Source organism: Chryseobacterium endophyticum, from assembly GCF_056333165.1.
Genome location: NZ_JBWGXE010000002.1, coordinates 440319 through 460688, shown reverse-complemented (window position 1 = coordinate 460688; position 20370 = coordinate 440319). Strand labels below are relative to the sequence as shown.

Sequence of the window (20370 nt, the reverse complement as noted above, 5' to 3'; positions counted from 1 at the left end):
ACTAAGGTGTTTCGCTATGAGGCATATCCACGGGTTTGGATTCCGGGGATCCCTTTTCGCGCAGCCAGATGGAAAGAATCACCAGGGAGGCAACGGCGAGAAATTCGCTCTGCCAGTTCTGGAAAGATTCAAACCAGAAACGGGATTCCGTGATGTACTCTGATGCGCTGATGGTCGGCTTTTCTTTGGAAATCTGCTCTTCATTGTACTCCTTCAGGCTTCCGTAGAAATGAAGCGAAAAGCTGATGAGGAATAAAACCGCAAAAGCGATGGATAAAGAATGCTTGTAGATCTTCAGCCAAATACCGCCCTTTTTCACGGCCCACGGGGCACCGGCGTGAGCTACAGGTTCTCTGTCGACATCTTCTTCTTGCTCCAAAGATTTTGATTCGCTCGACCCTTTCTGCCGTAAAGAAACCGTCAGCAAAATATACAGCATCATCTGCAGGAACTCACTTTCCCAGTTTTCGAATGTAGCCTGTATGAAATGTCCGCTGTAAACGTATTGTCCTATACTTAATGCGGCACTTCCGTTTTCCATGAGTTCTTTATTTTCGGTTTTCCAGCCGGTAAAGAACTGTGCGGAAAGACAGCATAGCATAAAGACGATCAACACAATACTTAAACTGTTCCGATATAAAAACCCTTTTTTAGACATGGCTTTAATGATTAAATTTCAGAATCGATATCCACACGAGGAAGATCTCTCACGGTTGGTCCGGTAAGGAGTTTTCCATTGATATTGAATCGCGATCCGTGGCATGGACAATCCCAGCTGAGCTCGGCACTGTTCCATCTCACTTCGCACTTTGCATGCGGACAGGTGCTTTTTACCAGATGTAAGGTTCCGTTGGTTTCCTTGTACAAAGCGTAGGATTCGCCTTCGTATTTCACCACTTTGGCCTGTCCTTCTTTTACTTCCGAAAGCGAATGGATCTTTTCGGCAAAGAGTTTATCTTTAATAAAATCGTAAGCGACCACTGCGTTTTCTTTCACAAAATCGGCAAAGCCAGCAATCGGTTTTATTCTCGACGGGCTGAAGATCGATTCATATTTATTCTCACCTTTAATGATTAAATCCGAAAGAATCTGTGAGGAGATGGTTCCGAATATCATTCCGTTTCCTCTGAACCCGGTGGCACAAAATATTTTGCCGGCACTACCCGGAAGTTTGCCAATGTACGGAAATCCGTCTGCCGGTTCGTAATATTGGCTGGACCAACTGTAAGAAACGGTTTCCACATCGAAATATTTTCTGACATAATTTTCAAGTCTTGAAAAGCATTCTCCTGTATCTTCTTCGTGTCCCGTTTTATGGTCTTCTCCTCCTGCAATGAGAAGCTTCTGCCCGTTTATTTCCTGCACCCGGTAATAATGATAAGGATCGATGAGGTCATAGCCCAGGTCTTCAGGATATTTTCCGTTTTTCAGGCTGAAGGCTAAAGCATAACTTCTGTAAGGTGCATTGGTAATGTGTAAAACACTCAGACCTGGCGGAATATGCGTGGCATACACCACATTCTTAGCCTTAATTTTTCCCGATGATGTCTGTAATAGAACCATATTTTCCTGCTCATCGTGGTTTTCAGAACGGCATTCCTCCAGAATAACCCCTCCCATGCTTATAAATGCTTCACATAAACCTTTGATATAATTGATAGGATGGAATTGTGCCTGGTCAGGAATACGCACCGCCTCTTTAAAAGGAATGGGAAAAGGGATTTCTTCCACATAGGTCACCTCATGTCCTACTTCCGAGGCTCCTTCCACAATATCTTTCAGCTGCTTCTGTTGTTTCTCATCTAAGGCGAAAAGATAAGCTGTTTTTCTCTCGAAATCACAGTCGATACCAAAATGCTGAATGTTACTTTCGATCATACCGATCGCTTCCCTCCCCACATTCGCAAAGAGTTTTGCGTTTTCGGATCCGAAGTCACTGATCGCTTCCTTAAAAGTTGTATCAAAGAAGTCGTTCAGGTGTGCGGTGGTTCCGCCGGTGGTTCCGAAACCGATATTGGCCGCTTCCAGAAGAATACATCTTTTGCCTTCCTGCTGCAGCTTCAGTGCAGTGGAAACCCCTGTAATCCCTCCTCCGACTACGGCTACATCGTAGAGCTGCTGAAGGTCGGCCTCTGCGGGAAATTTCCTGATTTCTTCCTGCCATATACTTTTTCTTGCTCCGTCTCTGTACATGTATTTTAATTTTCGTTAAACTTATCTGATCTGCAATGTGTCGCTTTTTGCGGTATTGCTGTCGGAATTCTTATTGTCGTATCTGTTTCTCGGTTCGTCTTCATCAAACCCGCATCTGCAGGATGAAAATGCGAAGAGGCTTAAAATTCCCAAAACTAAAGTGGTTGTTTTCATAATCATGATGTTTTTATTTTAATGTAAGTTTATCCGTTGATTACGATCCCGCCGTTGGGATGGAGCACCTGTCCTGTAATCTGTGCAGCATCATCACTGGCCAGGAACAGGAAGCTTCCGGCTACTTCTTCCGGTGTAGCGTTTCTCTCGAAAGGCGGTTTGTTCGGATCGTCGTCTTCTTCCCCAAAAGTCTCTTTGGTCAATGGCGTTGCGACAGGTCCCGGAGCCACAGCATTTACACGGATCCCTTTCGGTTTCGACTGTAAGGCAAGTGAGCGGGTAAAGGCAACGATCGCTCCTTTTGTCGCGGAATAGTCCAGAAGCTGCTCATGTCCCTGGTAAGCGGTTGCCGAAGTCGTATTGATGACTGAGCTTCCCTCTTTAAGATGAGGAAAGACCACTTTGGTAAGAAGAATCATCCCTATGATATTTGAATTGAATGTCGTCCGGATATTTTCCTCTTCCAGCTCAGTGATATCATCGGCCGGGAACTGCACGCCCGCATTGTTTACCAAAATATCAATGCTCCCAAATTCGGAGACGACTTTATCGGTTGTTTCTTTACAGAACTTATAATCGTTGACATCTCCCTTAAAAATGGCCGCCTTCCTGCCAAGGCCCTCAATTTCTGATTTTGTTTTTTCTGCATCTTTCTCATCGGAATAATAGATAATAGCAATGTTTGCTCCCTCTTCTGCAAAAAGTAAAGCCACTGCCTTACCGATTCCGCTGTCTGCGCCTGTGATCAGTACATTTTTATTTTCTAATTTCATTTTTCCCATAGTCATTTACTTTTCATTTACCGGTTTTTGCATTTCTGCCATTCTGTGTGCGGCCATGCTGTCCGGTGCAATATTAGACATGGCCACGGTGAGTTTATTTTTAAGCCCTGAAACTACTTTATCGTCACCATTCATCAAGGCATTGTAGCCGTCAATGGCCACTTCTTCGGTGACGAAAGGTTGTCTTTGTCTTCAAGGATTTTACTTTCGTTCATATCCGCTTTGTTGAAAAAATCTGTATCTGTCGGTCCCGGCAGGAGTGCCGTTACGGTAATTCCGGAATCCTTAAGTTCTTCGCGGATAGCTTCCGACCATGAAAGGATAAACGCTTTTGTTCCGTGATATACCGAGTGCCACGGACCGGGTGCCTTACTTGCAATCGAAGCGAGATTGAGAATTCTTCCTGATCCTTTTGGCAAGCGGTCTTTCAGGAACATTTTTGTAAGGATGAGTACTGAAACAATATTCAGGTTAACAATATCTACTTCCCTGTGAATGTCGGTATCCTGAAACTTGCCGTACACGCCCTGTCCGGCATCATTTACGAGAATCGACGGGCTTATGCCGTTTAATTTCAATTCAGAATATAAGGAATAAGCATCTTCTTCAATAAAAAGGTTCTTCGCAATGGAGATAACATTGATCCCGAAACTTTTGAATTCATCAGCTTTTGCTTTCAGCTCATCGTGATTCCGGGCTACCATTACGAGATCATATCCGTTCTTTGCAAACTGTCTGGCAAGCTCATAGCCGATCCCGCTGGTTGCTCCCGTAACCAGCGCATATTCATTTTTTCTGTTCATAGGTTCTTACTTTAAAATTAAAAGTTGATTAATTTCGCTTTTAAAGCATCCGAGGATAAATTCCGTGTAATACAGCTGTGCATTCAGTGCCTGTGTCTTAGGATGCAGCTCCAGCTTTTTGGTAAGAATGATCTCGCCTTTGTAAGAAAATGAAAAGAAAGCATAGATTTTATAAGAAGAATTGCGAATCGGTGTGCAATATCCTGTCGTAGCGATCGACCAGTCGGATTCGAAAAGCTTTGCTACATTAAGGGCCATTGTTTCTGCGATGTTTTCTGAAACGCAGTCGCATTCTTCGGCTTCGTGGGCATCCACATTCAGCAATCTTACTTTTTCCTGTAAGGTATAGGCGGTAAGACCGCCTTTGTAAAACATTGAAGCATTCGGCATCTGTGAGAAAGCCAACTGCAGACAGCCTGAGGTTACGCTTTCTACCACTGAAATGGTTTCGTCGGTAGTCATTAAAGACTGGCTGATATAATCCAGAAGATTCTTTTGAAATTCCATAATTCTAATATTTAAGTGTTGGTGTATATTATTTTCAGAGACCTGAAGCCTTCCATGGATCAAGAACAACCTTTACACATCCGTCCTGCTTTTTGTCGAAGATCTCGTATCCTTTAGAAACATCTTCAAGCGAAAGACGGTGGGTAATGATGTCATTCAGCTGTACCCTGCCGCTCTGTACGTGATCCAGCAATTCATCAATGATTGCATGAACGTTGCACTGCCCGGCTTTTATGGTAATTCCTTTATCAAAAATCTGTCCAAGTTTGAAATTATCGTAATTTACCGGATAAACGCCCAGGACGGAAACGATACCTCCTCTCCTAACGGCACTCATACAGGCTTCGAGAACTTTTATAGATCCTTTTTCAAAGTTGATGACCGCTTTTGCCCGGTCGATGAGGTTACGGTCCGGCTCAAAGCCTACTGCATCGATACAGAGATCGGCTCCTCTTCCGTCTGTGATATCCCTGATCTGATCGATAACATTCTGCCCGTCTTTCCATAAGATCGTGTCGCATCCTGTGAGATTTTTGATCTGGTCCAGCCTGTACTGTTGGGTGTCGATCACGATAACCTTTTTTGCATTGTGCAGAATGGCCGATTTTACCGACATGGAACCTACCGGGCCTGCTCCGAAGATGGCTACCGTTTCACCACCTTTTAATTCTCCCCATAAAACTCCCATGTATCCGGTAGGAAAAATATCAGTAAGGAAAAGAACCTGCTCATCGGTAAGGTTATCCGGAACTTTTCTGGGTCCGAAATGAGCGTAAGGGACTCGAACGTATTGCGCCTGCCCGCCATCGTATCCTCCATACAGATCGGAATAACCGAATAAGGCACCGCCTTTATCGGTAACAATGCCTCCTTCCGGCCCGTAATGCTCAGGATTGCTGTGCTCACAGGCTGTCGGCAGATCGTGCTGGCAGAAATAACAGCTCCCGCAGGAAATAGGGAACGGCACCACTACGCGGTCTCCTACTTTGAGATTGGTAATGTGCTGCCCTACTTCCTCAACGATGCCCATGAATTCATGGCCCATGACCATCGGTCTTGCCTGTGGAATCCCACCGGAATACATGTGCAGGTCGCTTCCGCAAATGGCGGTTGATGTTACTTTAAGAATAATGTCGTTTGCATCTTTGATAATCGGGTCGTCTACCGTATCACATTTAATGATACCCGGCCCGTGAATAACTGCTGCTTTCATAATTTAATATTTAGTGTTGTGAAGGTGTGTTTAATTTATTTTAAGCATTTCTTTCCAATTCAAGATCCCAGACTCTGTGATTGGCAACAGCCGTAATGAATTTATCTGAAGGATTTTCGTCTTCAGCGACAACGATGGCCGGATCGATATGGCTTTTCGTACTTACATTACTGTTCATGTACAGAGGTTCAGTGCCTTCGCCAAAGTAAATCGCTTTACAGTGTTTGTATGCCTCGTTGATAAAATTCAAAACATGTTGTTTATTGTCAGGGGTGAGAAGCTCTTTTGTTGAGTTTTCTCCTGCTGCTACGTAGAGAGCATCGAAGGAAACACTGGCATTGCTCGTTAAAGAATGCTTAGGAGTCAGCAGAGATCCGTCATTAGCCTGTACCGGAGCCATACTTGTTCCGATGATTTCCACGACTGCATTTTCCGCTTCAAGTTTCGTTTTTAAATCATTAACAGCTCCTGCATCAACTCCATTTGCCATGATGAAACCTATTTTTCTGCCCATAATGGTATCTTTCACGGTATTCTGCATGCTGAGTGCTTCGGAGATCTTAGTATCCGGTTCTCTTTCTTCACTTTGCAGTGCTGAAGGATCTGCATCGGCGGGAATACTTTGATTGGGGAATTTAAGCTCTTTTACTTCAACACCCAGTTTTGAGGCTACTTTTGTTGCCAGTTCCTTATCTACAAAAGCAAGCAGGCTTACCATTCTTTCTCTGATTTCAGGAATCGTTACTTTTGAAAGTTCAAAGACCAACGCATTCTGAAGGTGCATTTTTTCGGGAGCCGACTGGCTGTTGTAGAATAATTTCGCCTGAGAATAATGATCTACAAAACTCTTGCTACGCTCTCTTACTTTTGTCCCCGAAACTCTCGCCTCCTGAGAGACAAAACCTCCTTCTTTCATCATCGCCTGGAAAGGGCATCCTCCGCCGATGGAATTCGGTTCGTAACTTACCTTACCTTTCGCGATCTGTTGTCTCATATAGCCGTCCCGCTGGTTGTTATGAACAACATTTACGGACCTGTTGATCGGGATTTCATGGAAATTTGGACCGCCTAATCTGATCAGCTGGGTATCTGTGTAAGAAAACAATCTTCCCTGAAGCAACGGATCATTGGTGAAATCGATTCCGGGAACAATGTGTCCGGGATGAAAAGCGATCTGTTCGGTTTCAGCAAAAAAGTTTTCCGGGTTTTTATTTAAGGTTAAAGTTCCTACAAGCTGTACCGGTACAACTTCTTCAGGAACGATTTTGGTGGGGTCAAGAAGATCAAAATCATACTTAAATTCATCTTCTTCAGGAATCAGCTGTACACCGAAATCCCATTCCGGGAACATTCCGTTTTCGATGGATTCCCAGAGATCTCTTTTATGAAAATCGGGATCTACTCCTGAAATACGCTGTGCTTCGTCCCAGGCCACCGAGTGTACACCCAGTTTCGGTTTAAAATGAAACTTTACGAAATGTGCTTTGCCTTCATCATTAATCAATTTAAATGAATGCACACCAAAGCCTTCCATTCTTGAAAAACTTCGCGGGATGGCCCGGTCGCTCATCAGCCACATGATCATGTGCATACTTTCAGGCATTAAGGAGATAAAATCCCAGAATGTATCGTGGGCAGACTGTGCCTGCGGGATTTCATTGTGAGGTTCCGGCTTTACGGCATGTACGAGATCAGGAAATTTAATGGCATCCTGAATAAAGAATACAGGCATATTATTGGCAACAAGGTCGTAATTTCCTTCATCCGTATAGAATTTTACGGCAAAACCTCTTACATCTCTTGCCAGATCTGTACTTCCCCTGCTTCCGGCAACGGTTGAAAACCGCACAAATACCGGAGTTTCTTTACCTTCTTCCGTTAAAAAATTGGCCTTGGTATACCCTTTTAGACTTTTGGTAAGTTTAAATACGCCATGAGCACCGGACCCACGGGCGTGAACGACTCTCTCGGGAATTCTTTCGTGATCGAAATGTGTAATTTTTTCTCTGAGGATGAAATCTTCCAGCAAGGTAGGCCCTCTGTCCCCTGCTTTCAGGGAATCCTGGTTGTTGTTGATTTTCAGTCCCTGATTGGTGGTCAGTTTTTCGTTTTCGTTGGAAGTCATGTGAGATTCCAGCTGGTTAAGTTTTTCGTTGGTCGGTTGTTTGTCTTTCATAATTCTTTTTGTTGGTGGTGTATTGATAAAGTATATGTCGCGGGAAGCATATACTTTTTGATTTGATATTTAAAAAAGCCATATAGACAAGCGCTACATGGCTTTATATTGTAACATTAATCTTCCTGCTCCGCATCAAAATTGATGTAGGTTTCAGCGATTTCCGTCAGGTCATAATCTGTATCTTCTTCTTCCTGAAGGGTTTTTTCGAGAAGATCTGCGGCTTTATCGTGGCCCATGGTGATGGCCAGCTGTGCAAGTCCTCCATAGGTCGCAATTTCGTAATGTTCAACCTTTTGGGCGGCAATAATCAAAGCGGCATCACGCGTCATGGATCCATCTTCCGTAGATTTGATGATTTCTTCGCCTTCTTCGATAATTCCTTTGATGGCCTTGCATTCTTTTTTCTCGGGCGTTTCATTGATCAGTTTGAAGACTTTTTCGAGTCTGCTTACATGTTTCTGGGTTTGCAGCTGATGGTCTTCAAAGGCTTCTTTCAGCTCTTCGGTAGTGGCTGCTTCCTGCATTTTTCCCAAGGCTTCAATAATTGCATTTTCTGCATAGTAGATATCTTTAAGCGCCGAAACAAAAAATTTATGCAAAGGAGAATTGTTCATCTCGTTTTTGTCTACCATTGCATTATCAACGGATGCTGTTTTTTTAGATGAATCGTTTGAAGATGCGGTTGCGGTACCTGTTGTACCGGTGTCTTTATTATCTAATGTTTTTGTTGCCATAATGTGAGTGGTGTTTGGTTTTAAAAGATTACCCCTTTACTTAATCAATAAAGAGGTAATCGTGGAAAAAGAACTATGAATTATTACGTCTGCCTCCAAATCCTGATCTGCCGGAACCTGAAGATCTTCCGCCGCCATGAGAAGCCTGTCCGCCCATACGAGCGATTCTCGTACGTTCGGCTTTACTCATTGAAGCGAAACCTCTTTTTGATGATCCTGAGCCAGAACCGGAATTGGAACCTCGACCTGAACCGCCGTTGTTTCCTGATCCTGAGCCGCCTCTGCCGCTATTTGATCCTGATCTTCCGGAGTTTGAATTTGAGCTTGAATTGAAACGGGAGCCTGATCCCGAAGATCTTCCGCCTCCGTTTCTGCTTCCTCTCGGTCTTCCCGGATTATCGTGTCTGTGATCGTAGTTGTCACTGTTTGAGTTTGATGATCCTCCTGATGACCTGCCTCTTCCTCCAGATCTTGATCCCCCGGATCCTCCTGAATTCCTTCCTCTTCCTGAACCGGAATTTGAGCCTGAACCAGATCCACTTCTAGATCCGGATCCTCCGCGTGAACCGCCTCTGCCGCCTCCGGAAGTAAATCTTCCCTGGTCGTCTCTCTGCTGGTTTCCGTTTCCTGATCTTCCTCGGCCTCTTCCTCCTCTGTTATCGTCCTCGTCATCATCGTAGTCTTCGTCGTCATAATCTTCATCATCATCATAATCTTCATCATCATAGTCTTCATCGTCGTAATCTTCATCATCATCGTCATAATCTTCATCAAAATAGTCTTCATATTCTGAGAAGTCATCGTCATACTCTTCATCCTGTGACGCATCGTTATAACCGTGATCATAACCTAACTGATAAATTTCTTCCAGATTGCTTGAAGAATCTGAATTTCCTCTTGAACTACGATTTCTTGAATTTCTAGTGTTCATAACTGAATTTTTTATATTAATATTATAGTGATGGTATTGCCGGCCGTGACTAGTATTAGACAGCAATGAGTTTTTGGTTAATTTGCATTAATTTGCATGAACATAAAAGCTAAAGAGCTTAAGATGTACCTCAGGTATGAGGCTTTAAGGAATATGGATGAATTAATTAACTCAAATGTACGTTAGAATATATCACCAATTTATGACCCAAATCATGTTGGTCGATATTAATATAAAATTTTTCGGTCCTTTATGGTAAGTTTGCCCAGTTTTTCCATTTTTTTAAGGGATCTGATGACAGTCTCGACGCGCAGCCCGGTAAGGTTGGCCATCTGCTGACGGGTAAGTTCTACCGGAAAACATTGTTCACAGTCTCCTTCATGATAACTTTTCAGATAGTCGAGTAATCCCTCCAAACGGATGATAGGGTTTTGAGAAGACATATTTTGTAACATGATCGCCTTGAAGTATAACCTTTGGGAAAGGCAGGCGTTCATTTCCAGTGAGATCTCAGGATTTTTTTTTAGTAATTCCAGGAAATTATTTTTGGGAAGTCTTATGATTTGTGATTCCGTAAGCGATATGGCGTTCATTACGTAATATTTTTCGATAAACAGCATCGCATCGCCGAAGCTTTGTTTTTCGCCTATAATATTATGGATAAACTCTCTTCCTTCTTCGTTATAGCTGTTCAGTTTGATTTTACCCTTGACGATCTGGAAGTAATATGCTGCATGATCCCCTTCTCTGTATATACTTTCGCGCTGTTTGTAGGATTTCATTTCTGCTCCGAATGCGTAAAGAATCTCGGGATCGATATTCATGCAGCTGATCGTTTTCATTTTTTACAGTTTTTAAAGGTAAAAAGTTCGTAAAAAATAAATATAGAAACAAGTTTAATATAAAATTTTTCGGTCTTTGATCTTTACGATTTTTTTCTTTTCCATCACCTTTATGGTTCGGATAGCCGTTTCTACACAAAGCCCGGTAAGACTGGCCATCTGCTGTCTGGTTAGAGGAATCATGAATGAATAAGGCGATTGTTCTTTCTGGAAGCTTTTGAGATAATCCATCAGGACTTTAAGTTTTGCCGCGGGATTCTGGGAAGATAAGTTCTGTGCCATGATCAGCTTGAAATAAAGTCTTTGGGACAGAGTTTTATTCATGTTGAATGATATTTCCGGATAGAGTTTAATAAGATCCAGGAAAATAGCCTTTGGGAGTCTGAGCACACTACATTTCGTAATGGCTACTGCATTTACCGGATAAAGTTTATCCAGGAAAAGTAATGATTCGCCGATGCTTTGTCCATCCTCTAATAACGTTTGTATAACCTCTTTACCGTCGTCCGTGTAATTGTTGAGTTTTGCTTCCCCGTGAACGATCTGATAATAATATTTCGGGATATCGCCCTCATTAAAAATGACTTCCGAGGGCTGATAGTGTCTTGTAATTGCTCCTACTGAATGCAGAATTTCTTCTTTAATAACCATGTCAGTTAATTTTGATGTTTAATGTATGCGCATCCCAGTAAAATTTAATAGTTTGTTATTTGAATGCAAATTTCGAACCCTAATGGATTTTAAATTGATGATCAGGTTTATTTTAAAGGAATTCGTATTTATTACAATTAATTATTAATCAATAAGTTAAATATATACGAATTCCTCCCGCTTTTCATAGATAAACGGGTATAGTAAATCATAAACTAAAAGTTTCAGTGTTTAGAAAATCTTATATCAAATATGAATACGCTCAGTACTGATCATGGTTCTTGACTTCCACGAAAGTGTATGAGTATTATTCCGTGACTTTTGACGGATAGGATAAGGAAATTTCATAATATTATATTTTTGCTGGTGTGTTTATCAAATGTAAGAGAATATAATGGCGATAAACATGATTGCAATCATATCATAAATATGCTTTCCAAAAAAAATGTTAAAATTATTTGCTGTCCGGAACGAAATTTTTTCTGGCCAGTTCTTTTCTTACACGGCTGAGACTTTCCGGGGTAATTCCCAGATAAGAGGCAATCATCCATTGAGGGACTCTCAGCAAGAGATCCGGATACATCTTAATGAATTTCATGTAGCGCTCCTCTGCGGTTTCACCCAATAAAGAATTGATTCTGTCTTGTAGGCTTTTGATGTGTTTCTGTAAAAGAATATCACTTTTTTCCAGGCTGTTGGGAAACTCCCCGATCAGCTTGTTGATAAAGTCCGGATGTAAAAGCAAAACTTCGGAATCTTCTACGGCTTCTATGTAATAAATTGATTTTTCGTTGAAATAAAGACTGCTTCGGTCTGACGTAAGCCAGCTTTCCGGTGCAAACTGGATAATATGCTCTTTCCCGTTTTTGTCGATGGAATACATTTTAAGGAGTCCTTTTTCGACGAAATAAATGTATCGGCATATTTCCCCGTACTGAAGAAGAAACTGGTTTTTCTGCACTTTCTTCACTTCATAATGCAGGCTGCACATGTTTACCTTATCAACCGGGACGTCCAGAACTTTGGATAAATAATTATTGATATTCTTCATTATACGATTGAATCTGCTGATATATGTTGATGAGAAGCACTGTGGATCACCTTTCCGTTTTCGATCACCAGCAACTGCGGGCTTTCGTGTCTTACGGCAAAATCGGCGGCGATTTTATTTGATATCGGCCGGTAAGCCAACAGATCCAGAAAATACAATTCCGGTTTTACTTCCGAAGCTGAAATTTCCTTCTCAAAATTTCTTAAGACCGTCTTGCTGATAAAGCAGCTTGTAGAATGCTTAAAAATAGCAATCTTTCGAGTGAATGAATGCTCAACTGCATTTTTAAGATCTTCTTCAGATTCTATATATTTCCAGATCGGGTTCCTGTCGGAATTTTCCTCTTTTCCTCCGAATATTTTGTCAAAAAAACTCATACGCCAAATTGTTTTAAATGAAGATGAAGATGTTTATATTCCAGAAATCCCCAGTCTTTGCTTTGCATTTTCCCGAACAGGACATGGTGATCCGGCAGATTTTTATTTTGAAAACACAGAAGATATTCATCCAGCGTTTTCAGGAGACTTTCTTTTTCTTCATCAAAGTCACACTCAAAATTAATAATAAGTTTTCGAAATGTCGGCATATTTCGGGGAATTCCGTTATTTAAAACCTGAATCTCCCATTTGGTGATGATCCCGATAGCGGAAAACAGGAGATTAATTTGCGGAAGCTCAATTTTTCTGAGCGGGATCTGGAGAACTTGGTTACAATGCCTCATCATCTGAGAGACATTCATTTTTCCCCATCTTGGCTGTGAATTTTTATTTAAATGGTTGATCCTGGAGATAATTTCATCGAAAAAGACCGGATTATGAAGATTTTTTTTCACCAGCCTTTTTCTTTCTTCAGGTTTTCTATATGAGCAAAGTGATGATTGCAATGCCATACGTAAATAGCCAGGCACTGTCTCAAATCGAAATTTTTATTTTGCTCGGGATGATGAAAAGTTCTTTCAAACTGTTTATTGGTCATACTCTTCAGGAGTGTTGTCCACCTTTGATGCGTTCCCCTGATCATCCTCATGGCGGGTTTTATGGGCATGGTAAGGCTATCCTGAAGTTCGGCCCATTTGGCTTCGTCATACGGTTTTATGGTTGGGTTGTCTTCCGTAAGTGCCAGTTTGAACCGGATAAAACTGTTGATATGGCTGTCGGCGATATGGTTTACGAGTTGCCTTACCGTCCACCCTCCATCACGGTATTGGGTATCGAGCTGATCATCGGAGAAATTTTCGATCAGGTTTTTTAATCGTCCAGGAAAGTCTCTGATGACTTTAATGTATTCATCCAATTTGATATCGCAGATATTTTCGGGTTCTTCATACCTGCCTATTGGGAATTTTTTATGTTCTATATCTTTCATTTTTTTATTTGATTTAATATTTCTAATAAAATAACAGCATCCTGATCCTTCAGGTAGTACAGCATTTTGTTTGTATAATGATCATTCTCGGAAAAGAGGATAAAGTAGTGATGGTAAGTTTTTGTTCTAAGTTGTTCAAAGGGGATTTCTTTATTAGCAAAACTGATTTTATCTGAAAAAATTTTAATACCTGAGACCACAATTTCACGGTCCTTTTTATATTTATCTAAATAATTTTTCACTATTCCGTAAAAAAAATAATGCCACAATGTATCAATAATGGTACAGAATAAAAGATGTTTTTCTTTAAGCTTTCTCCCATAAAATAATCTGAAACTTATTTTAATTTCTTTGTTGTCAATGGTTTTTATGAAGATTTGATATTCTCGTCCTATAGTTGACATATATCCTCTTATAAAATGAATTCCGTATCGAATTCCTGTAATTTCTTCTTTTCTTAAAACAGTATTATTGAGTGTTACAGCGTTTTCATCAATGGTGAGAAAAGATTTTTTATTATTCAGAAAACCTTTATCAATCGTAAATTCTTTCATAAAATGCCTATTTGTCCGATAAATCTTATTTGGACAATTTTTTGAGTATTAGTTTTTGTAAATTTATCAAAAATTCGAGAATATTAAATATGAAAAAAGCGTTAATAATCGTAGATGTACAGAATGACTTTTGTGAAGGAGGGGCACTGGCTGTTCCGGGTGCTAATGAGGTTATTCCCTATATCAATGCACTGATGGATGAAAACGAATACGATCAGATCGTGCTTACCCAGGACTGGCATCCTGCAAATCATAAAAGTTTTGCCAGCAACAATGGCAGAAAAGTTGGTGAGAGCATTATCCTAAACGGTGTCCCGCAGTTTATGTGGCCGGACCACTGCATCCAGGATACCTTCGGGGCAGAGTTTCATAAAGATCTGAACAGGGATAAGGTAACCCATATCATACAGAAAGGAAAAAATGTTGAAATTGACAGCTACAGCGGTTTCCAGGATAATAATCATTTTATGAAAACAGGTCTCGACGACTTTCTGAAATACCATGACATACAGCTGTTGGAAATTGTAGGTCTTGCTTTGGATTATTGTGTGAAATTTACCTGTCTTGATGCCGTGAACAGCGGCTATATCACCTGCCTGCATTTCAACGGGACGAAGGCGGTCAACGTAAAGCCTGATAATGGCAGGGATGCTATTTATGATATGATTGAGAAAGGGGTTACCGTTCTCGGATAGTTATAAATCATTATCACAATTTAAAGCATAAAAAAACCGGAACTAAATTCCGGTTTTTTTAGTATTTATTTTGGTTGTTTTGCCTGAAGTTCAGCTTCTTTAGCTTTCATTTCATTGTACTTAGGCATGTTTTTCGTCGTGTTGTAAACGTCTTTCATGACCTGTACGGCAGTAATATCGTTTGGCATTGCCTGAAGCCATTTTTCACCGTAAGGAACAGCCTTATTAAATCTTTCTTTTCTGGCTTCAATAAGCTTTGTTGCTTCGTCCGGCTTTGTTTTTCTCACTGCATTGATCTCACTTACTGCTTTATCATCATCACCGATCACCGTATAGACCAAATTCTGATAAGCATTGGCAAAATCAGGCTTCAGTTCAATTGCTTTCTGGAAAGAGGCGATCGCTTCATTTACAGTTTGTGGATTTTTAGACTGAAGCACTCCAAGGTTATACCAGTTGGTCGCATCGTTAGGATTTTTTGCCAACTGCTCTTTAAGGTTTTGCATAAACTTGTCCGTATTACCGGATGCATACAACGCAGAACCCTGGTATTCTTTTAATTTGGCATTGTTAGGGAATTTTGCAAGTCCTTTTTCAATAATGGCCAGAGCCTCGTCATTTTTCTTGTCATTCAGCAGAAGAGTGGCTAAAGTCTCATAAAGATCTGCTTCCACACTTTTAGACTGTTCTGTTTTAAAATCTGAATAATCTTTAGATGAACTTTTCTTCAGCAGCTCCCAGGTACTTTTGTCATAACTTACAACCTGTCCTGTTTTGTTTTCTTTTGCAGTATACGTCGTTTCAACACCGGTGTATCCTGAATTGATAAGGTCGGTATATATTTTTGTAGCCTGAGGAATATCGTTTGCCAAAGCATAATTCAAACCTGCATAATACATATATACTTTATTATCCTGGCCGCTAGTTTTCAGTAAGTTATAAACTTCCATAAACTTAGGGGCTGCTGCTGCATAGTTTTTTGCGTTATACGCATCCATTGCTACTTTGTTAGCTTCTTGTAGCTGAGCGTTCACATCTCCTTTCTGTCCGAAAACAAAAGCTGATGCTACGATAGCCATACCTAAAATTAGCTTTTTCATAATCACTATTTTATATTAATTATACAATATTATTCTTCCGAATCAGAATTCTCATTTTCCTCTGCCTCTTGACTGGCCTGTGGAGTTTCTGTGTCGTTTTCGTGGTTATCAGCTACGGTTCCTTCTATTTCTTCGTTTTCTTCAGAATCTTCTACATCTTTATCCATTTCTACTTTTGCGATAGCCGCAATTTCGTCATTTTTCTTAAGATTGATCAGTCTTACGCCTTGCGTGTTTCTTCCCATCACTCTCATCTCATCCATGTTCATACGGATGGCAACACCGGATTTGTTGATGATCATTAAACCGTCTTCATCCGTAACGTTCTGGATGGCAATTAGATTTCCGGTTTTCTCGGTTATATTCAAAGTAATAACTCCTTTTCCGCCTCTGTTGGTGATTCTATAGTCTTCAACGGCCGTTCTTTTTCCGTAACCTTTTTCAGACACCACAAGAACCGTCTCTTTTTCTACGTCATTTACTACGATCATTCCGATTGCTTCATCATCATCTTCCATGGCGATACCACGCACACCGATAGAGCCTCTTCCGACTTCTCTTACTTTTTCTTCCGGGAAACGGATACACTTACCATTTTTAGTGGCGATCATGATCTGTGAAGTACCATTCGTTAAATAAGCACCTAACAATTGATCATTGTCACGGATCTCAATGGCATTCACCCCATTCACCCTTGGTCTTGAGTAGGCTTCTAATGAGGTTTTCTTAATCGTACCGTTTTTAGTTACCATTACCACGCTCATCTGGTTTACATATTCTGAATCCTTAAGGTTGTTGGTTCTGATATAAGCTTTAATTTTATCGTCCGGTTCTATGTTTATCAAATTCTGTACGGCTCTTCCTTTTGCGGTTTTAGAGCCTTCAGGGATTTCAAATACCCTTAACCAGTAACATCTTCCTTTTTCAGTGAAGAACAGCATATACTGGTGATTGGTGGCGGAAACGATATACTCAAGGAAATCTGAGTCTCTTGTTGTGGCGGCTTTGTTTCCTACGCCTCCTCTGCTCTGTATTTTATATTCGGAAAGTGAAGTTCTCTTGATGTATCCGGCATGGGAAATGGTAAGAACTACAGAATCATTCGGGATGATATCTTCAATCGACATTTCTCCTCCTGAATAATCAATCTCGGTTCTTCTTTCGTCACCGTATTTTTCTTTAACTTCAATAAGTTCATCTTTAATGATCTGGAATCTTCTCGGTTCATTGGTCAGGATGTCTTCAAGATCGGCAATTTCTTTCATGATGGTATCATATTCGTCGCGGATCTTGTCGAGCTCCATTCCTGTAAGTCGGGCAAGACGTAAATCAAGAATTGCCTGGGCCTGGATTTCAGAAAGTTCGAAGGCTTCAATTAAACCTTCTTTCGCAGCCTGCGGATTGGCAGAATGGCGGATGATAGAGATGGCTTTATCCAGGGAATCCTGAGTGCCTATCACTTTCATGAACCCTTCAAGGATATGCGCTCTTTCTTTTGCTTTTCTGAGCTCAAACTGGGTTCTTCTGACAATCACTTCATGTCTGTGCTCCACGAAATGGTGGATGATGTCTTTCAGGTTCAGCTGTTCCGGTCTTCCGTGAACGAGCGCAATATTATTCACGCTGAAAGAAGTCTGAAGTGCCGTATATTTATATAAAAGATTTAAAACAACATTCGGGATCGCATCATTTTTCAGTTCGTACACAATACGAAGTCCTCTTCTGTCGGATTCATCCCTGATTTCATAGATTCCCGGAATTTTCTCTTCCTTCACCAAGTCTGCGGTTCTGGCAATCATTTCGGCTTTGTTTACCTGATAAGGAACTTCATTAACGATAATCGCATTTCTGTTTCCTATCTCTTCGAAAGCCACCTTTGCACGAAGTACTACCCTTCCTCTACCGGTATGGAATGCGTCTCTTACCCCGTCGTACCCGTAAATAATCCCTCCCGTAGGAAAATCCGGAGCAATAATGTGCTGCATGAGCTCATCAATCGTAATCTCTCTGTTATCAATATAAGCACAGATTGCATCTACCGCTTCAGACAAGTTGTGAGGGGCCATATTGGTAGCCATCCCCACCGCAATACCTGATGTTCCGTTTACCAGAAGATTAGGGATTTTAGAAGGTAAAACGGTCGGTTCCTGTAAACTGTCGTCGAAGTTATTCTGGAAATCTACCGTTTCTTTGTCTAAGTCTGAAAGTACTTCATCCGAAATCTTTTTCAATCGGGCTTCGGTATAACGCATTGCTGCCGGCGGATCACCATCCATGGAACCGAAGTTACCCTGTCCGTCTACCTGAGGATAACGAAGACTCCAGTCCTGGGCCATTCTCACCATGGCATCGTATACAGAAGAATCTCCGTGCGGATGGTATTTACCTAAAACGTCCCCAACAATCCTAGCAGATTTTAAATATTTTCTATTAGAAAAAACCCCTAATCCATACATACCGTAAAGTACTCTTCTATGAACGGGCTTTAAGCCGTCTCTTACATCAGGTAACGCCCTTGAAACGATAACCGACATCGAATAATCGATATAAGACGACTTCATTTCATCAACAATGTTGATAGGAATCAGTCTTTCTCCTTCTTTTTGCATAAACAAATTTTATTATAATGACAGTCAGACCCTTAGCTGTATGTCTGAAAATTATTTTTTTTGAAATTTTATTAACGGGCTAATTTACGAAAAATTTGCCGATTTTTGCCCTAGAATTTTACTCTAACTATTAAAAAAATCATAAAATATGAGCGTGCTGAGCATAACTTTCCATTGTACAAAAAACAATTTGGAAGAATGGGAAAACTATATTGATGATACCTTGGTTTTGATGACCGAAAATCTGATGGACGTTGATAAATACATCCTTTCGGAAGTAGATAGTAATTATATTGAAGATGGGAAAAATTATAATCTGCTCCTGATTTTTGACACGGATGATCTCAGGGAAGATTTTGTGAAAAGTGAACTGCAGAATATCGCTGAGCGGGTGGAAGCGAAATTCGGACAGGAAGTAATGATTTTCAATACCCTGCTGAATCCCAAAAAGTCGAGATTTTAAGTGATGTTTAAATTAAAATACGATAAAAGCCCGGAATTTCCGGGCTTTATTTTTTTAGCGTCTGTGCGGTGGTTCAGGAGGTCTGGGTGGCCTTGGCGGATGGTGCAGACATGACGAAAGCACAGCAGTAAGAGCCAGCGCCGTTAAAATTTTGGATAAATTTTTCATAAATAATGTATTTGGATTATAATATATAAATCAATCTGAGTGCCAAATCCATTACCATGATCGGTTTACCCCTAAATGAAGCAGACACCAAAAAAATGATGTCTGCTGTTTAATTTCTATCTGTGATGCCCACGTCCTCTATGATGTCCGTGTCCGTGCCCGGGTCCTCTCTTTTCGTAGATGTAGACTTTTTTTGCCTGCCCTGGCGGCATTCCTCTTCTTCCGTGATGTTCATGAACGACGCATGAAGCCATCATCATCATAACTGTTGTAACCCCAACAATTTTAATCAAACTTTTCATTTTTTCACTTTTCAAATTTCAGAAAGAAATGTAACAATGTTAATGCCAAAAAGTGAATTATACAATTAGGTGGAAATTAATAAAATACTTTAATCCCAGGTTTTATAGGGTTTGGGGTTAATTGTTATCATTTAAAAATAAATTATATTTCACTTAAATTTTTAATGATACTTCCGCTTATATTTTCTTTTAATTCTGGAATAATGCGTTTGCTTGCTCTGTTCATCTTCAGATACGACGCTTATGTTCCCATCGACTTCAAGTATGGAGAGTTTTACCTTTTTTATACCGTCTACCCCATGCTCACGGATGGCCTCTTCCAGTTCATCTCTGCTGATTTTAACTTTATCCAAAGCTTTCTGATCCACCTTTCCGTCTTTTACCAGAATAACAGGATCGTCTTCCAGGAATCTGCTGAATTTTCTGTTGGAAAACATTAATCTTTTAACAATAAAATTGGCGATAAAAAGGACGAGGGCTGCTACAAGACCTCCTTCGAGGGAAGTATTTTCCCCGACCATGGCATTCTGCACGGCATTAGAGATCAGTAAAAGCAGGACAACATCTCCTGCGTTGAGTTGTGAAAGCTGGTTTTTACCAAAAAGACGGATGGCAATGACCATAAAAAGATAAACACAAAGCGAGCGTACAACAACATCTAAAATGGGATTCACAGGAATTTTAATTATACCATCAAATGTATTAATTTTTACGGTATAATATTTACCAACCTGTATTTTAAGTTTTAATCAGAATTAAACCTTTAAGCGAAAATCTTATGAGAATAAAAAAACCGCTTCAGAAAAGCGGTTTATACATTGTTAAGGACATTGTGCAATAGGAACTTCACTGCAAACTGTCTTGTTTAATCTTTCACAGTAAACGCAATACTTTTTCGGCTGTCCTCCGTACACTGACTTTAGTTCTGTTTTCGTTAGTTTCTTTAAATTTTTCATATCGTTTTAATTTTGTTGGTTTAAATATAAAACGATAATTCTACAGGATTATTACAGTTTTATCTAAAAAGCTTTCATAATTTTCATAAATATGGTAT

At 40.5% G+C, this 20370-nt stretch carries 25 protein-coding genes; 2 read left to right on the top strand and 23 right to left on the bottom strand.

The features are described from left to right. Window position 1: 1 nt before the first annotated feature. From AC0N32_RS06490 to AC0N32_RS06405, 18 genes are all read right to left on the bottom strand, one after another. The gene (locus AC0N32_RS06490) at window positions 2-658 is read right to left on the bottom strand and encodes a DUF6766 family protein (protein ID WP_476393046.1); all 657 of its coding nucleotides are present in this window, start codon (window positions 656-658) and stop codon (window positions 2-4) included. An 11-nt stretch (window positions 659-669) separates the two neighbouring features. Then, window positions 670-2193, bottom strand: a complete 1524-nt coding sequence (locus tag AC0N32_RS06485) for an FAD-dependent oxidoreductase (protein WP_476393045.1) — start codon at window positions 2191-2193, stop codon at window positions 670-672. A 21-nt stretch (window positions 2194-2214) separates the two neighbouring features. Further along, window positions 2215-2367, bottom strand: coding sequence for a hypothetical protein (locus AC0N32_RS06480; RefSeq protein WP_476393044.1), 153 nt, complete (start codon window positions 2365-2367; stop codon window positions 2215-2217). A 29-nt stretch (window positions 2368-2396) separates the two neighbouring features. After that, on the bottom strand, window positions 2397-3140 hold the full coding sequence (locus AC0N32_RS06475) for an SDR family oxidoreductase (RefSeq protein WP_476393043.1): 744 nt from the start codon (window positions 3138-3140) through the stop codon (window positions 2397-2399). 15 nt (window positions 3141-3155) lie between these two features. Beyond that, window positions 3156-3284 carry a hypothetical protein gene (locus AC0N32_RS06470; protein ID WP_476393042.1) on the bottom strand — a complete coding sequence of 43 codons (129 nt, stop codon included), beginning with the start codon at window positions 3282-3284 and terminating at the stop codon, window positions 3156-3158. Further along, a complete protein-coding gene (locus AC0N32_RS06465) occupies window positions 3284-3952 on the bottom strand; it encodes an SDR family NAD(P)-dependent oxidoreductase (RefSeq protein WP_476393041.1) in 669 nt (222 codons plus the stop codon). Before AC0N32_RS06465 ends, AC0N32_RS06470 begins: the two co-directional genes overlap by 1 nt. 6 nt (window positions 3953-3958) lie before the next feature. Further along, entirely contained in the window at window positions 3959-4459 is a 501-nt protein-coding gene (locus AC0N32_RS06460) for a CinA family protein (protein WP_476393040.1), read from the bottom strand. 34 nt (window positions 4460-4493) lie between these two features. Further along, entirely contained in the window at window positions 4494-5672 is a 1179-nt protein-coding gene (locus AC0N32_RS06455; protein ID WP_476393039.1) for a zinc-dependent alcohol dehydrogenase, read from the bottom strand. Window positions 5673-5712: 40 nt separating this feature from the next. Continuing rightward, window positions 5713-7848: a catalase gene (locus AC0N32_RS06450; RefSeq protein WP_476393038.1), complete on the bottom strand. Its 2136-nt coding sequence runs from the start codon at window positions 7846-7848 to the stop codon at window positions 5713-5715. 116 nt (window positions 7849-7964) lie between these two features. Then, window positions 7965-8585 (bottom strand): ferritin-like domain-containing protein, encoded by a 621-nt coding sequence (locus AC0N32_RS06445; protein WP_476393037.1) that lies wholly within the window; start codon window positions 8583-8585, stop codon window positions 7965-7967. Between the two features lie 73 nt (window positions 8586-8658). Continuing rightward, the gene (locus AC0N32_RS06440) at window positions 8659-9516 is read right to left on the bottom strand and encodes a KGG domain-containing protein (RefSeq protein WP_476393036.1); all 858 of its coding nucleotides are present in this window, start codon (window positions 9514-9516) and stop codon (window positions 8659-8661) included. Window positions 9517-9743: 227 nt separating this feature from the next. Then, on the bottom strand, window positions 9744-10358 hold the full coding sequence (locus AC0N32_RS06435; protein WP_476393035.1) for a Crp/Fnr family transcriptional regulator: 615 nt from the start codon (window positions 10356-10358) through the stop codon (window positions 9744-9746). A 54-nt stretch (window positions 10359-10412) separates the two neighbouring features. Further along, the gene (locus tag AC0N32_RS06430) at window positions 10413-11009 is read right to left on the bottom strand and encodes a Crp/Fnr family transcriptional regulator (protein WP_476393034.1); all 597 of its coding nucleotides are present in this window, start codon (window positions 11007-11009) and stop codon (window positions 10413-10415) included. Window positions 11010-11463: 454 nt separating this feature from the next. Then, window positions 11464-12060, bottom strand: coding sequence for a Crp/Fnr family transcriptional regulator (locus AC0N32_RS06425; protein WP_374458853.1), 597 nt, complete (start codon window positions 12058-12060; stop codon window positions 11464-11466). Next, window positions 12060-12437 (bottom strand): bacillithiol system redox-active protein YtxJ, encoded by a 378-nt coding sequence (gene ytxJ, locus AC0N32_RS06420; RefSeq protein WP_476393033.1) that lies wholly within the window; start codon window positions 12435-12437, stop codon window positions 12060-12062. The genes AC0N32_RS06425 and ytxJ overlap by 1 nt, the downstream gene beginning before the upstream one ends. Continuing rightward, window positions 12434-12892, bottom strand: coding sequence for a DUF1569 domain-containing protein (locus AC0N32_RS06415; protein WP_476393032.1), 459 nt, complete (start codon window positions 12890-12892; stop codon window positions 12434-12436). The genes ytxJ and AC0N32_RS06415 overlap by 4 nt, the downstream gene beginning before the upstream one ends. After that, entirely contained in the window at window positions 12889-13425 is a 537-nt protein-coding gene (locus AC0N32_RS06410) for a YfiT family bacillithiol transferase (protein WP_476393031.1), read from the bottom strand. Before AC0N32_RS06410 ends, AC0N32_RS06415 begins: the two co-directional genes overlap by 4 nt. Next, window positions 13422-13979: a hypothetical protein gene (locus tag AC0N32_RS06405; protein WP_476393030.1), complete on the bottom strand. Its 558-nt coding sequence runs from the start codon at window positions 13977-13979 to the stop codon at window positions 13422-13424. The genes AC0N32_RS06410 and AC0N32_RS06405 overlap by 4 nt, the downstream gene beginning before the upstream one ends. An 89-nt stretch (window positions 13980-14068) precedes the next feature. On the opposite strand from AC0N32_RS06405, the gene pncA reads away from it, so the two are divergent. Next, a complete protein-coding gene (pncA, locus tag AC0N32_RS06400) occupies window positions 14069-14674 on the top strand; it encodes a bifunctional nicotinamidase/pyrazinamidase (protein WP_476393029.1) in 606 nt (201 codons plus the stop codon). 65 nt (window positions 14675-14739) lie between these two features. Here pncA and AC0N32_RS06395 read toward each other — a convergent pair whose 3' ends face one another. Both AC0N32_RS06395 and gyrA read right to left on the bottom strand, forming a co-directional pair. Next, a complete protein-coding gene (locus tag AC0N32_RS06395) occupies window positions 14740-15774 on the bottom strand; it encodes a tetratricopeptide repeat protein (RefSeq protein WP_476393028.1) in 1035 nt (344 codons plus the stop codon). 29 nt (window positions 15775-15803) lie between these two features. Next, window positions 15804-18383, bottom strand: coding sequence for a DNA gyrase subunit A (gene gyrA / locus AC0N32_RS06390; RefSeq protein WP_476393027.1), 2580 nt, complete (start codon window positions 18381-18383; stop codon window positions 15804-15806). 148 nt (window positions 18384-18531) lie between these two features. On the opposite strand from gyrA, the gene AC0N32_RS06385 reads away from it, so the two are divergent. After that, window positions 18532-18846, top strand: coding sequence for a DUF4286 family protein (locus AC0N32_RS06385; RefSeq protein ID WP_476393026.1), 315 nt, complete (start codon window positions 18532-18534; stop codon window positions 18844-18846). A gap of 284 nt (window positions 18847-19130) precedes the next feature. Here the strand turns inward: AC0N32_RS06385 and AC0N32_RS06380 are convergent, their stop codons facing one another. The 3 genes from AC0N32_RS06380 to AC0N32_RS06370 form a co-directional block, all read right to left on the bottom strand. Next, window positions 19131-19316: a hypothetical protein gene (locus AC0N32_RS06380; protein ID WP_476393025.1), complete on the bottom strand. Its 186-nt coding sequence runs from the start codon at window positions 19314-19316 to the stop codon at window positions 19131-19133. Window positions 19317-19477: 161 nt separating this feature from the next. Beyond that, window positions 19478-19990, bottom strand: a complete 513-nt coding sequence (locus AC0N32_RS06375; RefSeq protein ID WP_476393024.1) for a DUF421 domain-containing protein — start codon at window positions 19988-19990, stop codon at window positions 19478-19480. Between the two features lie 147 nt (window positions 19991-20137). Continuing rightward, a complete protein-coding gene (locus tag AC0N32_RS06370) occupies window positions 20138-20272 on the bottom strand; it encodes a bacteriocin-like protein (RefSeq protein WP_476393023.1) in 135 nt (44 codons plus the stop codon). Window positions 20273-20370 lie beyond the last annotated feature (98 nt).